General features: G+C 56.2%; 13 protein-coding genes and 2 tRNA genes. 5 read left to right on the plus strand and 10 right to left on the minus strand.

Annotated elements, in window-relative coordinates; translation table 11 throughout:
* Positions 1 to 2 precede the first annotated feature (2 nt).
* The 3 genes from tuf to OEU85_RS00320 all read right to left on the minus strand — a co-directional run bounded on the left by tuf (position 3) and on the right by OEU85_RS00320 (position 1,566).
* Positions 3 to 1,193 (minus strand): elongation factor Tu, encoded by a 1,191-nt coding sequence (gene tuf, locus OEU85_RS00310; protein WP_262689420.1) that lies wholly within the window; start codon positions 1,191 to 1,193, stop codon positions 3 to 5.
* A 122-nt stretch (positions 1,194 to 1,315) separates the two neighbouring features.
* A tRNA-Gly gene (locus tag OEU85_RS00315) sits at positions 1,316 to 1,389 on the minus strand.
* A gap of 92 nt (positions 1,390 to 1,481) precedes the next feature.
* Positions 1,482 to 1,566: transfer RNA gene (locus OEU85_RS00320), tRNA-Tyr, on the minus strand.
* A 218-nt stretch (positions 1,567 to 1,784) separates the two neighbouring features.
* Between OEU85_RS00320 and rlmB the strand changes: the two genes are divergently transcribed.
* Positions 1,785 to 2,726, plus strand: coding sequence for a 23S rRNA (guanosine(2251)-2'-O)-methyltransferase RlmB (gene rlmB / locus OEU85_RS00325; RefSeq protein ID WP_262689436.1), 942 nt, complete (start codon positions 1,785 to 1,787; stop codon positions 2,724 to 2,726).
* Positions 2,723 to 3,151 carry a cupin domain-containing protein gene (locus OEU85_RS00330; RefSeq protein WP_262689437.1) on the plus strand — a complete coding sequence of 143 codons (429 nt, stop codon included), beginning with the start codon at positions 2,723 to 2,725 and terminating at the stop codon, positions 3,149 to 3,151. Before rlmB ends, OEU85_RS00330 begins: the two co-directional genes overlap by 4 nt.
* 53 nt (positions 3,152 to 3,204) lie before the next feature.
* Here the strand turns inward: OEU85_RS00330 and OEU85_RS00335 are convergent, their stop codons facing one another.
* Both OEU85_RS00335 and OEU85_RS00340 read right to left on the minus strand, forming a co-directional pair.
* Positions 3,205 to 3,627, minus strand: coding sequence for a VOC family protein (locus OEU85_RS00335; RefSeq protein WP_262689438.1), 423 nt, complete (start codon positions 3,625 to 3,627; stop codon positions 3,205 to 3,207).
* On the minus strand, positions 3,624 to 4,028 hold the full coding sequence (locus OEU85_RS00340) for an ArsR/SmtB family transcription factor (protein ID WP_317277405.1): 405 nt from the start codon (positions 4,026 to 4,028) through the stop codon (positions 3,624 to 3,626). Before OEU85_RS00340 ends, OEU85_RS00335 begins: the two co-directional genes overlap by 4 nt.
* Positions 4,029 to 4,254: 226 nt before the next feature.
* Here OEU85_RS00340 and OEU85_RS00345 point away from each other — a divergent pair, with 226 nt between their 5' ends.
* Positions 4,255 to 5,112, plus strand: coding sequence for a methyl-accepting chemotaxis protein (locus OEU85_RS00345; RefSeq protein WP_262689440.1), 858 nt, complete (start codon positions 4,255 to 4,257; stop codon positions 5,110 to 5,112).
* A 220-nt stretch (positions 5,113 to 5,332) separates the two neighbouring features.
* On the opposite strand, the gene OEU85_RS00350 is transcribed toward OEU85_RS00345, so the two are convergent.
* The 5 genes from OEU85_RS00350 to OEU85_RS00370 all read right to left on the minus strand — a co-directional run bounded on the left by OEU85_RS00350 (position 5,333) and on the right by OEU85_RS00370 (position 9,292).
* The gene (locus tag OEU85_RS00350; RefSeq protein WP_262689441.1) at positions 5,333 to 6,265 is read right to left on the minus strand and encodes a hypothetical protein; all 933 of its coding nucleotides are present in this window, start codon (positions 6,263 to 6,265) and stop codon (positions 5,333 to 5,335) included.
* Positions 6,262 to 7,137, minus strand: coding sequence for an ABC transporter ATP-binding protein (locus tag OEU85_RS00355; protein WP_262689442.1), 876 nt, complete (start codon positions 7,135 to 7,137; stop codon positions 6,262 to 6,264). The genes OEU85_RS00350 and OEU85_RS00355 overlap by 4 nt, the downstream gene beginning before the upstream one ends.
* A gap of 11 nt (positions 7,138 to 7,148) precedes the next feature.
* Positions 7,149 to 7,508: a GntR family transcriptional regulator gene (locus OEU85_RS00360; RefSeq protein ID WP_262689443.1), complete on the minus strand. Its 360-nt coding sequence runs from the start codon at positions 7,506 to 7,508 to the stop codon at positions 7,149 to 7,151.
* 12 nt (positions 7,509 to 7,520) lie between these two features.
* The gene (locus tag OEU85_RS00365) at positions 7,521 to 7,658 is read right to left on the minus strand and encodes a hypothetical protein (RefSeq protein WP_262689444.1); all 138 of its coding nucleotides are present in this window, start codon (positions 7,656 to 7,658) and stop codon (positions 7,521 to 7,523) included.
* A 1,025-nt stretch (positions 7,659 to 8,683) separates the two neighbouring features.
* Positions 8,684 to 9,292 carry a TetR/AcrR family transcriptional regulator C-terminal domain-containing protein gene (locus OEU85_RS00370; RefSeq protein WP_262689445.1) on the minus strand — a complete coding sequence of 203 codons (609 nt, stop codon included), beginning with the start codon at positions 9,290 to 9,292 and terminating at the stop codon, positions 8,684 to 8,686.
* A 93-nt stretch (positions 9,293 to 9,385) separates the two neighbouring features.
* Here OEU85_RS00370 and OEU85_RS00375 point away from each other — a divergent pair, with 93 nt between their 5' ends.
* Complete coding sequence (locus OEU85_RS00375; protein WP_262689446.1) at positions 9,386 to 11,374, plus strand: serine hydrolase domain-containing protein; 1,989 nt, start codon at positions 9,386 to 9,388, stop codon at positions 11,372 to 11,374.
* A 137-nt stretch (positions 11,375 to 11,511) separates the two neighbouring features.
* Entirely contained in the window at positions 11,512 to 13,992 is a 2,481-nt protein-coding gene (locus OEU85_RS00380; RefSeq protein WP_262689447.1) for an ABC transporter permease, read from the plus strand.
* The last annotated feature ends 83 nt before the right edge of the window (positions 13,993 to 14,075 follow it).

Here is a 14,075-nt window from a genome sequence, read left to right on the forward strand (position 1 = left end):
TATTAATCGAGGATTTTGGCCACGACGCCAGCGCCGACGGTACGACCGCCTTCGCGGATAGCGAAGCGGAGGCCCTCGTCCATGGCGATCGGTGCGATCAGCTCAACGGTCAGGTTCACGTTATCGCCAGGCATAACCATCTCGGTGCCCTCTGGCAGCTCAACCGTCCCCGTAACGTCGGTCGTACGGAAGTAGAACTGCGGACGATAGTTCGCGAAGAACGGCGTGTGACGGCCACCTTCCTCTTTGGTGAGGATGTAGGTCTCTGCCGTGAACTTCGTGTGCGGCGTGATCGTGCCAACGTGTGCCAGAACCTGGCCACGCTCAACGTCATCACGGCCAACACCACGCAGCAGCGCACCAATGTTGTCGCCTGCCTGGCCCTGGTCCAGAAGCTTGCGGAACATCTCAACGCCCGTAACCGTCGTCTTCGTCGTGTCCTTGATGCCGACGATCGCTACTTCTTCGCCAACCTTAACAACACCGCGCTCAACACGACCGGTAACAACCGTACCACGACCAGAGATCGAGAACACATCCTCAACAGGCATCAGGAACGCACCGTCAATCGCACGCTCAGGCTGCGGGATATACTCGTCAACCGCTTTCATCAGCTCGAGGATCTTCTCTTTGCCAATGGTGTCGTCACGACCTTCAAGAGCTGCAAGCGCAGAACCCGCAACGATCGGAATGTCGTCGCCCGGGAATTCATATTCGCTCAGAAGCTCGCGGATTTCCATCTCAACAAGCTCGAGAAGCTCTTCGTCATCAACCTGGTCAACCTTGTTCATGAAAACAACAAGCGCTGGAACACCAACCTGACGCGCAAGCAGAATGTGCTCGCGGGTCTGAGGCATCGGGCCGTCCGCTGCGTTCACTACCAGAATAGCGCCGTCCATCTGCGCCGCACCCGTGATCATGTTCTTCACATAGTCAGCGTGGCCAGGGCAGTCAACGTGAGCATAGTGACGGGCTTCCGTCTCATACTCTACGTGCGCTGTCGAAATCGTAATACCACGCTCGCGCTCCTCAGGGGCCTTGTCAATGTTCGCGAAGTCTACTGCTTCACCATGACCTGCCTCTGCGAGAACTTTCGTGATCGCCGCCGTCAGCGTCGTCTTACCATGGTCAACGTGACCAATCGTACCAACGTTGCAGTGCGGCTTGTTCCGTTCAAATTTTGCTTTTGCCATTGCCCGTATACCTTTGCAAGCAATCACGCCCGAGCTCTCGGCTATGGGCGAGCTTATCTTTCAACCTCGCAGCAACCCACCCTGGACTGCTACACGACGACATATGCCCGAGAGGGACGTATTGGAGCGGGTGAAGGGAATCGAACCCTCGTCGTAAGCTTGGAAGGCTTCTGCTCTACCATTGAGCTACACCCGCATACTAAACTTACGGGGCCAAGCGGCTCCTCTCGAACACAACAAGCCTTCCAAGGCAAAAACCCCGCAGGGTTTCGGTCGAGGAAGGATAAGTGGTGGAGGGGACAGGATTCGAACCTGTGAAGCCTGAGGCGTCAGATTTACAGTCTGATGGGTTTGACCGCTCCCCAACCCCTCCACATATATCATTTATAGACCGCCAGCCGAGCAAGCCCGATCCAGCGTCGCGGTGAGGCCGCAATATGCGCATATCTGAAGGCATGTCAACATCAAGTTCGGAACATTCCTCATTTTTTTCAAACTGCTTTAAATAGTGACGTCTTTCGCGTATGTGACAGGCAGGTGGCACGCGGTCGTGCGTGTATATCCGGTATAACCGTCATGCATTGAAGGCCCATGAAAAAAGCAGGTAACAACCGCCCGAACCGGCCATCCGGCAAACCGGCACCCAAGAGCGGCAGCCGGTTCCAGGGCGAGCCGCGTGCACAAGTCAACCAGCGCACCCAGGGTAGTCCGCACGCGCAGGGAACCCGCAGCAGTCCGGATCGCAGCCACGGTCGCGGCCATGGCGGACGCGGCGGCGATGCACGCAGCGTCAAGCCGCTCAGCCCGCGCAATCGCGACGGCTTTTTCCTCTTTGGCCGACACGCGGTGGAAGCGGCTCTTAAAAACCCCGCGCGGGAATGCGTGCGTCTGATCGGGTCGACGAAAGCCCTGACAGCCGACCTGACCGGTATCCGGCCTAACCTGCGGAGCGAGCAGATCGATGATGATGCCGTATTGCGTGCCAGCGTGCCCTCTGATTCTCCGCATCAGGGCATTCTTCTTGAAGTACGCCCCCTGCCCGGCCATGACATCAGCGAACTTGCACCCGTGTCGGGACGGAAAAATATCATCCTGATGCTGGATCAGGTGACCGACCCCCACAATGTGGGTGCTTGCATACGCTCGGCCGCCGCACTTGGCGCGCGGGCGCTGATCACGCAGGACCGGAATAGCCCCGGCGAAAGCGGCACCCTTGCCCGTGCGTCCTCCGGTGGGCTTGAGATCCTGCCCTGGCTTCGGGTAGCCAACCTGAGCCAGACGCTGGATGCGCTCAGGGACATCGGCTATTGGCATGTCGGGCTCGACGGTCACACCGAAACATCGATCCGTGACGTGAAACTTGGCGATAACCTTGTGATTGTCATGGGTTCTGAAGGCAAGGGCCTGAGGCCACTTGTCCGCAAACACTGTGATGCGATCGTCAAAATCCCGATGTCGGGCCAGGTCGAGAGCCTGAATGTCTCCAACGCCGCCGCGATCGCCCTGTATGAACTAATGCAGAGCCAGCCATGATCTCTGCCCAGGATATCATTGCGCTTCTCAAGCTGGAACCACACCCGGAAGGCGGCTTCTATCGCCGTACATACCGGCACAAGGCCGGGCCCGGCGAACGCGGCTTCGGTACCGCGATCTATTATCTGATTGAAGGGTCGGACAACGCGCTTTGGCACCGCACCGATGGTGACGAGATATGGCACTGGTATGCCGGGGCGCCGCTGACGCTCAGCATCGCCGACAAGGCCCACACTGTAACCGAATATATGCTCAGCAACGATTTCGGCGCTGGCCACCGCCCGCAGATACTGGTACCTGGCAACCACTGGCAACATGCCGCAAGCGCGGGGGACTGGACGCTATGTGGCTGCACAGTCTCCCCCGGCTTCGAGTTCGCAAGCTATGAACTGGCTGCACCCGACGGGTTCCCGGGCAAGAAATAGCCTGCCCCCGCCAAACGCAGGGCATGCGATAGCCCACCTACAGCAAGCGCACGCTATTTGAAGCCCGTCAGCACCTTTTCGCCAATGCTTGCAGGCGCCAACGCGTCACTTTCATCATAGGTACGGAACAGCTCCCATTTCACGCCAGCCGGATCTTGCGACCATGCCTTTTTTGATTTGGCGTAACAGCAGCTAACGTCACCATCCACCCGCATTGGCGCTTCAATACCGCTCAGACGCGCGCCGAGGGTGGCCAAATCGTCATCTGACTGTACCTCAACCCCAAGATGGCCGACACCGCCACTGCTGCCACAGCCGCAGGATTTGGATACGGCGAAATTAACCGCAAGGTCCTTCGGTGCCCATTTGGCATAATCGTCCCTCACTTTCACCGGCTCGGCGCCAAACATCGCAGAATAATAGATAATTGCGGCGTCAATATCTTTCACGTCAACATGGACATGCAGTCTTTTCACTTTTTCTCTCCTTCGCTGTCGCAGCAGGAACGCCCCGCGTGCTCCTGTTGGGTATGCGGTTGTGCCAATTGCAGTTCGCCGGCGCAGCAGTCCTCCATCAGGAAGGCCATCAGGTCCTGCATCAGGAAGGCCATCAGGTCCTGCATCGCGGCAAAGTTTGGTGCATAGATCACCTGTCGCGCGTCCCGCCGGGACGTGAGCAACCCCACCTGTTCCATCTGCGCCAGATGGCGTGACAGCGTTGTACCGTTCACCGAAAGGGTCTCAGCTATCTTACCGGCGGGAAGCCCGTTACTGCCGAATTTCACCAAGAGGCGAAAAACCCGCATCCGGGTATCCTGTGCCAAGGCACTTAGAACTGATATCGCGTCATTTGTTTTCATATTTGTACATATATACATATATTATTGTATGTCAAGGAACGTGCCATAGTCCCCCGTCACTTCCGTGCTGGCACGGCAACAATTCCGGGCTGGGGCATACTGCCCCCTTTTGTATCGGAAATTTTTCGCATAGGGTGTCGGTTAACCGGGGCACGGATCAGCTGACAGGCGTCCGACGGGAACGAGAAGCAATGCAGGAGCGCGGCGCGTAGGCAGCCGCGACGTACGGAAGGGGACTATTATTATGACAGACAGCGACGCTGGCGCAGCGGTACTTAATCTTTCCGCCGCATTCGAGAAATCCGTAATGGCAGCCATCGACCGCCTTGGTGGCACCGCGGATGACCTTGAGGCAGCATCGGCCATGATGGCCATGGCAGTACAGGAAACCAGCGACGGCATGAAAGAAGCCTCTCACAAGGCGCAGGGTGCCGGCTCAAGCGTGAATGCGGTAGCCAGCGCCACTGAGGAGATCTCTGCGTCTGTCGCCAATGTCAGCGAACATATGGGCCGCGCGGCAGAAGTAACCCAGCAAGCACTCAAGGAAGCGTCGGAAGCGGCAAATCTGATCGCCACGCTGAATGAGTCCGGCAAAAAAATCAGCGATGTGATCAAGCTGATCAACGACATCGCGTCGCAAACCAATTTGCTTGCACTCAACGCAACTATTGAAGCCGCGCGCGCTGGTGAAGCAGGCCGGGGTTTTGCCGTGGTTGCCAGCGAGGTAAAAGCGCTTGCCACACAAACCGCACGCGCAACTGATGAAATCTCCCAGCAGATCGCCGAACTGCAAAACGCCACGAACGACGCCGTTACTGCGTTTGACCGGGTCAGCACCCGCATCACTGAAGTGGATGAAATCGCGTCCGAGGTCTCCTCCACCGTCAGCCAGCAGGCGCAGGCGAGCCAGGAAATCAGCCAGAGTGCCGCCTTGGCGGCGGAAGGCACCAGCGGTGTGATTGGTGATTTCGCCCGCATGCAGGACGCCACGACACGCACAACGGATGCTTCTGAAGAGGTGGCCACCAAGATCAAGGCGCTGCAGGAACAGGGCCTGTCGCTCAGGAACAGTGTTCAGGAATTCCTCAACCAGTTGCGCTAACGCGATACAAACCATAAAAGGGCCGCTTGATGCGGCCCTTTTGCTCACACGCAGCGTCCGGGCCATGCGCTCTTCTCACCCCGCTCATATCCCGCACACATCTGGCACAGTTTTCGCTCACATTTGCACCTCCGCACGCACCCATATATGCTGGCTGTTGGGCCAATAAAAAACGGGCCACCCAAAGGCAGCCCGTCTTGTTTCACAATATGCCGGGGTGTCAGACCGCGCGCTTGCGCAGTTCCACAGCTCCCCACAGGAAACCACCGGCGATAACAATACCAAGCCAGAACTGCGGGTTGGTAAGGCTGTAGCTGACGCTATGCCACTGCATGCCATTCACGATCGCCGTCAACAACTCCCGTGGTCCATTGAAGTCATCGCTTATGTGACGGAAGGCGCCGTCCTGCCAGCCACCGAGATGGGTGCCAACCCAGCGAGCGATTATGCTGCTATCCAGGAAGATTTCCTCAACCACCATGATAATGAAGGGTGGCAGGATCGCCCACAGGAACGGCATCCGCGACGCATAGGCCGAGACGAACAGCACCCAGGCCAGAAGTGGCAGCGCCCAGATCATAGACACCAGATAGTGTGACAGCACGCTGAACCAGCTGGCAATCATCAGCCCGAGCGGCCACAGGTCCATGACCGGCCCGCCCTGAAAAACCATCAGGATGCTCAGGAACAGGGCAATCAGCAACTGTGCGGCAACCGCCACGCCCAGGAAAGCCAGAGGTGCCACCACGAGCGGAGCAAAAAACTTGGCCAGCACTTCCTGCCAATCAGAGACCGGCATGGATTTCCAGAACAGGATCGACCGGTCCCGGCGTTCTTCATAGAGCGCCCCGAGGAGCGAGAAGAAGATCACAAACGGCAGCGCGATCCATGCCAAAACACTCATCGCCCAGTAGCCAATGGTAATGGCTGCCGAAAACTCATCGGGCTCGCGGGCCTTGGCCTGGTTCATGGCATCGGCCAGGTTCTGGATACCCTCATGCTCCATGCCATCGAAATAGAGCATGTTGCCAAAACCGAGACTTGAAAGCACAACCAGCGCAACCGTAAGGCCAGCCAGGATCATCGGCACCCTGAGGTAACCGTTTTTACCGTCCAGAACTTCGCGTTTTACAAGGGCTACAAATGTTTTCATTGCCCCTCTCCTGTCATTGTCGCCACGAAGATGTCAGCAAGCCCCAGACGGCGCGTTTCGCCCAGTTTGGCAAGTGTTTCGCGGTCGATATTTTTATAAACGCACGTTGTTTTCCCGAAGGTCGCTCCCTTCGTGATTGGCCCCAGAGCCATCGCTTCTTCTTCCTTGCCTGGCGCGACCATGACCTCGATAAACTTCTGGGTCAGTTCGTCCATATCGGCCTCAAGCACAATCTCGCCATCCTTGATGAACATCACGTCCGAGAGGATATGCTCGACCTCTTCCACCTGGTGGGTGGTGATGATAACGGTGCGGTCCTCATCGAAATATTCCTCGAGAAGGCTTTGGTAGAACTGCTTGCGGAAAATGATGTCAAGACCAAGCGTCGGCTCATCAAGCACTAGGAGTTTGGCGTCGATCGACATGACAACAGCCAGGTGCAGTTGCACGGTCATGCCCTTGGAGAGCGCACGAACCTTACGCTCCTGCGGCACCTTGGTGCGCGAGAGGAAGTTCATGGCTTTCGCCCGGTCAAACTTGGGGTGCACGGATTCAACAAAATCCAGCACTTCCACCACTTTCATCCACTTCGGCAATGTGGCCACGTCGGAGATGAAGCAGATATCCTGCATCAACGCCGGCCGTTCCTTTGATGGGTCCCTGCCCAGAACGCGGAGCTCACCCTCATAAGAGGAAAGCCCGAGCACTGCGTTGAGCATGGTGGTTTTCCCGGCGCCGTTGGCACCGATCACACCGACAATACGCCCGAGTGGGATGGTGAATGTCGCCCCCTTGAGGGCGGTGAAGTTGCCGAAGTGTTTGGCAAGGCCCTTTGCTTCAACAACGGGAGCATTATTTGTCTGTCCTGTCATGCTGGCCTCCCTTAATGGTTTGTGCCGCTTTTCAGCAGCTCTTCAGCGTTGAGGCCGAGGCGGCGGATCGTTTCCAGCACGCGGGGCCATTCTTCGTTAATGAAACGGTCACGCTCGGCTTCCACGAGCCGGTCGCGCGCACCGTCGACGACGAACATTCCCAGTCCGCGCCGCTTTTCAACCAATCCGTCCATAACCAGCTCCTGATAGGCTTTTGAGGCAGTGATGGGATTTATCTGTAAATCCACAGCAACGTTACGTACCGATGGAAGCGCTTCTCCCTCACGGAGGGAGCCTTCCATGATCGCCGTAACGACCTTGTCCTTCAGTTGCCGGTAGATCGGCTGGTCATCCGTCCAATCCGGCGTCATATGCTCATCCCCTTAGGCAAAAGTTGCAAACGACGCATCACGCTGATCCAGAAACTGCTTCTGGATCGCAGCGACACGACCCGCTTCACGCGCCAGGCGGCGGGTACGGCGGTGGGACCGTTTTGCATGTTGGTAAGAACGCAGTGACATTTTCTTCTCCTCGCTGTTTTTCTTGTTATAACCCGTTTGCCGGGCCTGCTTTGTTATCTGCTGTCGTGTTATCGCCTTGTGGCGTTTGTTTTATTGTGAGAGCCGGAGGGGCCGGTTGGCATCTTTGGCCCTGTCCCGGCCCCTGCTCTCTTCCTCGCTGTCGTGACGGGTCTCTCGCGTTTTATTATTTTCTCGCTCTCGTCACTCGGGCTGGTATTTTTTTACCTTATGCCCAACACCAGCTACTGTTTCCTCGCTGTGCCCTTTTTCTTTTCCGCCGTGCTTGGATTTGGCGTCGTGTCTGTTTGGGCGTTTTATCGTGCCGGTGTATTAGTTATGTATAACACCTAATCGGCATTGGCAAGAGGATTCCGAAAAGAAAATGCCAGTTAATATTTAAGCCATTGATTTAATTAAAAACATTTTTGTCCCGCGTGTCCCGCGACACCAATTTTGTCACTTTGCGACATTAGACTCAAAAGCTTCTCAGTCGCTGTCGCATTACTCAGATGTCGCGTTACTCAGAAAACTGGTGTCGCGTTACTCAGAAAACTGGACTCTTCTGACTCAGTTTAAAGAAATTACCGTCCCGTAAAATTTTCGGAAACGTTGGCCATGCCAAGCCACTTAAATTCCTTACGCAGAAAATTGGACTCTTACTCCTGCTTATCGGCCTTCGCCTCGTTGCTGTTTCGGCGCAATGTCGGAAATGAGCGTCGTGCCATTTCTGCTGCTCGATCCGATACAATGTTAAAGGGACGCTCATATCAGGTGAGTGAACGGCGGGCGCATCGACTTGTGGCTGCAGACCAAGACGTGAACAGTGCTAGCTTACGCGCTCACTTTCAACCCACAGCTGACAATCTCCAGTCGTTCCTGAAGTGATGTACAACGGCTGCCAGACGACAAAGACGACTTCGCAAGGCGAGTTTTATGTATCTGGCTGTCAAGCAGCAGGCGCCAGAACAGGCGCATATGAGCCCAGAAATTAGTTACCAAAATTCAGGTTTGCCACGTGGTCATCTCTATACCGGACGTTTCGCTGCTATGCCCGCAATCAGCACCTCCACCAGAAAGTGAAATGTGTCCGGCCGCTCAGATATGGCCATGACCTCATGAATTTGGGGGAACCGCTCGACCGGTACGAGCTCCGGGTTAAGCTGAGGGACCGCATTGGTCTCCCGCGCCACATCCTCGAGACCCAGACCAAATACGACGACGTTGGCAGCACGCATCGCGCAGAAGGTAGCCTCAATATCAAAGCCGTCCGCTCGGAAAGCGGCGATTGCTGACTCTACGGTTTCCATGGCCTCGTCGCCTTGGGCTAAACCGCGCTGGAATACCTGGAACGCGCCTGGATGCCGGCACGCCATTTTCCGAAAAGCTTCTGCATAGCCTCTGATCCAGTCCTGCCATGTGAAGGACCCGACAGGCATATCAGAGTCCGCAAACATCTTTTTCATCATTTCAATGAAGACAGCGTCCTTGGTGGGGACGTGATTATATAATGAGGTTACGTGCACCTTCAGTCGTTTGGCAATGCCGCGCAGCGTGACAGCTTCATGTCCTTTCTCATCGGCAATTTCTATGGCGGTATCGATTATCTTTTCTTTGCTCAGTTGCGGTTTGGGCACCTTTTCGGGCTCCTTGACTCTTTAAAACATACACTGTAGGTTTCGAAAAAAACATACAGTGTAGGTATAAGCCTATTCGACAGGGAGAGTGAAGTGAAGAAAAGATTCTGGATAGCTATTCCAATAATGGCTTTCGGGCTTGGCTGGCCGTTGCTGGCGCAGGAAAACCCGACTGAGCCACAGCCGCAGGACGCACAGGCGCAGGCACAGCCCGCAGCTTCAGCACCCGACGTGAAGTCGCCCGGCACCCCGCAGCTTGATGCCGCCGACCTTGAAGCCTGGCTTGATGGTTATATGTCCGGTGCGCTTGAGCAAGGTGATGTGGCGGGCGCTGTGGTCAGCGTGGTGAAGGACGGCAGGCCGCTCTTCGCTAAAGGGTATGGTTACAGGGATGTCGCAAGCAAACTGCCCATGGATGCGGCGCAAACCCTTGTCAGGATCGGCTCAACCTCAAAGCTGTTTACATGGACAGCCGTGATGCAACTGGTTGAACAGGGCATGCTGGATCTTGATGCCGATGTGAACACCTATCTCGATTTCACAATCCCCGAACGGGATGGCGGGCCAGTCACCATGAATGACCTGATGACCCACCGGGGCGGTTTTGAGGAGGGGCTTAAAGAGATACTGATCACGGACCCCGCCAAATTCATTACCACAGAAAAATATCTGAAAGACCACATGAGGCCGCGGATATTCCCCGTAGGGAAAGTGCCGGCCTATTCAAACTATGGTACAGCGCTCGCGGGCTACATCGTTGAGCGACTTTCCGGAGAGCCCTTCGACGATTATATCGAGCGGCATATTCTTGGCCCACTTCATATGGAACGCTCTACGTTCCGGCAACCCCTGCCCGAAAAATTCCAGGATAACGTATCGCTTGGTTACATGAGCGCGTCCCAGCCGCCGCAGGCCTTTGAAATGATCACATCTGCGCCGGCCGGCAGCATGAGCGCCACCGCGGACGACATGGCCAATTTCATGATTGCCCACCTGCAACAGGGCCGGTTTGGCGACGCACGCATCCTGAAGGCGGAGACAGCCCGACTGATGTACCAGCCCTCAGCACCACACGAACCCGGCTTCACTACCATGGCGCACGGTTTTTTCAGTGGCCCCATCAACGGCAAACGCCTGATCGGCCACGGGGGCGATACCATCTGGTTTCACACCGACATGAACCTGATCCCGGAAGAAGGTGTTGGCTTTTTTGTAAGCTTCAACAGCCGGGGCAAAAACGAAGCGGTCTATGGCATGCGTGAGCGCTTCGTTGAGGGCTTCATGGATCGCTATTTCCCCGACAAGGGCAATGAGCCGCTCCCACCCGCCATCCAGAGCGCCAAGGCAGACGCCCAGGCGCTTGCAGGGAAATATCGGAGCTCCCGCCGCATCGACACCGCGTTCCTCAAGTTAATATACACGCTGCAGCAAAGCACCGTAATTGCCAACGAGGATGGCACGATCAGCTTCGCCTCCGAGCCTGGCACAAAATACAGGGAGACCGCCCCAGGCATGTGGCGCGATCCCAATAGCGAAGGTGCGCTTCACGTCTCAACCGTTGACGGCCAACTCACTATTACCAACAGCAAGAACCCGGTCTCTGATATGCAGAGGGTTCCTTTGGCAGAGAGTGCAGGCCTGAACAGCTTCATACTCTTTGGGTCCATCGCCGTGATCTTACTGGCCCTTGTCGCCTGGCCGCTTAGTTGGTGGTGCCGCCGGCTTTACGGCCAGACACTCGGCCTCACAGGGAGAGATTTGGTTGCGTACCGGCTTTCCCGTCTGCTGATGGTTGGCGATATGATCTATCTCCTTGGCTGGTATATGGCGCTGCAGCCGCTCTTTCAGATGCAGTTTGACGGTTTTGGCACGGCGCTTGATCCTTTGCTGTTCACGCTTCAGGCTGGCGCTCTTGTGCCCCTCATTGGCGTGGGCGCGGGCCTCTGGAACGCGTGGCTGACCGTCCGGTCCGACCGGCATGTCATGGCCAAGGCCGGTAGCGTGCTGTTTGCTGCTGCCCTGTGCGGTGTGGCCTGGGTTGCCTTTATCGGCGGCCTCATGAGCTTCACTCTGGAATACTAAACCTGCGCCGGGCGTGATCGCCCGGCTGTGACCTCATGCATGTGTCGCCCCGGCCCTGATTGTCAGGCCCGGTGGCGCGCATTGCGCTTACAGGCCCTGTAGTGTACCGGCGCAATACCCATCGGGAAGGGTAGTCAATGTTCAGGAACTACATGAAGATCGCGATCAGAAACCTGATCCGGAACAAATTATACAGTGCAATAAATACCATCGGCCTCGCCACCGGTTTTGCCGCGTGCATCCTTATTATGCTTTATGTGCGGCATGAGCTTTCCTACGATAAATTCTGGGACAAGGCGGAGCGAATTGGCCGGATAAATACAACGGTTCTGTTGCCCGGCCGCGCGCCTTATGAAGCTGCTTCCGCATCCACCCCGATGAAGGAGATTATTGAAACCTACTTCCCCGACAGGATAGTTCGAGCCACCCGGTTCATCCCGGTGCACCCCGTCGTGATCCGTGATGGCGAAGCCTTTGCAGAGGACATCCACCTGACAGACCCCGAGACTGCACAGATGTTTGACATACCTGTGCTTCGCGGGGATATGCAGGCAACGCTGAACGACAAGGCCAGCCTTGCGATCAGCGAAACAATGGCAGAAAAGTATTTCGGGAACACCGATCCAATCGGACAGGTACTACGCATCAAACTGTCGGAAATTGACAAGGACTACCGCATAGGGGCAGTTTTCAGGGACCTGCCGGACAATACAGCGCTCGCCATCAACGGCCTCGCGAAGTTCGACCTGACCGATTTTCCGCAAACCCGAGGCTTCTACGACACGTGGGGAAACCTTGGCGAACATCAGGTATATATCGAGGCGATCAGTGCAAATGATTTTAAAACCATCAGCGACCGCCTGCCAGACCTGGTCAACACCCATGTGGTCGGGCTTGATTCACTGAAGTCGGGACCCGAGGCCGAGGTCTCAGATTTTTATATTCAGAGCGTACAGCCCATCACCGATATCCACTTGAACCCTGTCGGGATCGGCGAGATGAAACCCGCGGGTGATATCGACGCCGTGCGCATACTTGTGGGTATTGCCCTTGCGGTTCTCCTTATAGCCTGCATCAATTTTATCAACCTTGTGACCGCCAAGTCGGCCCAGCGGGCCCGTGAGGTTGTGCTGCGGAAAGTGCTGGGGGCAAACCGTTCACAAGTGGTTACCCAATTCGCGGGTGAGACGATTTTGCTGGCTGGGCTCGGTCTACTGTTCGGCCTCTTGTTCGTGGAGGTTTCCCTGCCCAGCTTCAACCGCTTCCTGAACCTTGACCTCACGCTTGCCTACAGCGACAGCACAACACTTATGCTGATCGCGGGCTTACTGCTCACGACCGGTTTGATCGCCGGCGTGTATCCCGCCCTCATTGTCTCAGGCTTCAAGCCCGCACAGCTACTGCGCGCCAACCGTTCGACCGAGGGAAGCGGGTCGCGCCTGTTGCGCAGCGCGCTTGTTGTCCTTCAATTCACAATATCCACCGCGCTTATCGTGGCAACAGCCACTGTTTATATGCAAACATGGTTTGCCACTAACAAAGACCCAGGATACAGCAAGGACAACGTACTGGTGCTCAACAACACAGGGAACGAAAAGATTGCTGGCAGCCGGGAAGCGCTGAAGCAAGCGGTCCTCAAGGTACCGGGCGTCAGCGCCGCCGGCTATACGGACTATAGCCCGATTGACATCCATGAAAGGCTTAGCCCCTTCCAGCTCATTGGTGCCAAATCCGACCAGACGGTGCTGATCAGTACGCAGTCGGTCGATCATGACTATCTCGACACATACAAGATCCCTATGCTCGCAGGGCGGTTCTACAGCCGGGACTTTCCGTCTGACGGTATGCCGGCAGAGGGGGCCCTAGGGTCCGTTGTCATGAATGAAACAAGTGCACGCAAGCTGGGTTTCGCAGCGCCGCAAGAAGCGATTGGCCAGCGTGTCACTGCCGTAACAGGCGTGAATGCGGAAGGGCCGGTATACGGCGAGCTTGAGATTATTGGCGTCACGCCCGATTTCCATTTCCAATCACCTAAAAGGGCTATCCGGGCTGAGGTCTATTTGCTCGCACCCGCGCGCTACAACACGCTCGCCGTAAAATATGACGGCGCGGCACAAGCCGTTGTCTCGCGGATGGAAACCGTCTGGAGATCCTTCAGTCGGGAAGTGCCATTCCAGTATGAATTTGTCGAGGATACGATTGCGGCAGAGTTCGAGCGGGAAAGCACCATATCCAGGGTGCTGGCAATCTTCTCCCTCATTACAGTGGTTATCGCCTGCCTTGGCTTATATGGCCTTGCTGCCTTTACGGCGGAGCGACGCACAAGGGAGATCGGCATTCGCAAGGTTATGGGCGCGCGGGTGTTCGATATTGTGCGTCTTCTTGTCTGGCAATTTTCTAAACCGGTCCTGATAGCTAACCTGCTTGCATGGCCCCTTGCTGTTTGGGCCATGTCTCGCTGGCTGGAGACCTTTCCCTATCGGATCGAGACCTGGTTCCTATGGCTTTTCTGCCTTGGGGCCGGGGCCCTTTCTCTCGCAATTGCCTGGGCCACAGTGTGCATACAATCCACAAGGGTGGCCCGCACCAATCCGATCAAGGCGTTACGTTATGAATGATGCTGGCAGTTTGCGGGACTATTTTCTCATCAAACGCCTGTGTTATCGGCCTGCCAGTCGCAGCCACCTTGGCTGAGGCAAAC

This window comes from Kordiimonas aestuarii (genome assembly GCF_025574465.1).
In the GTDB taxonomy this organism is placed as follows: Bacteria; Pseudomonadota; Alphaproteobacteria; order Sphingomonadales; family Kordiimonadaceae; genus Kordiimonas; species Kordiimonas aestuarii.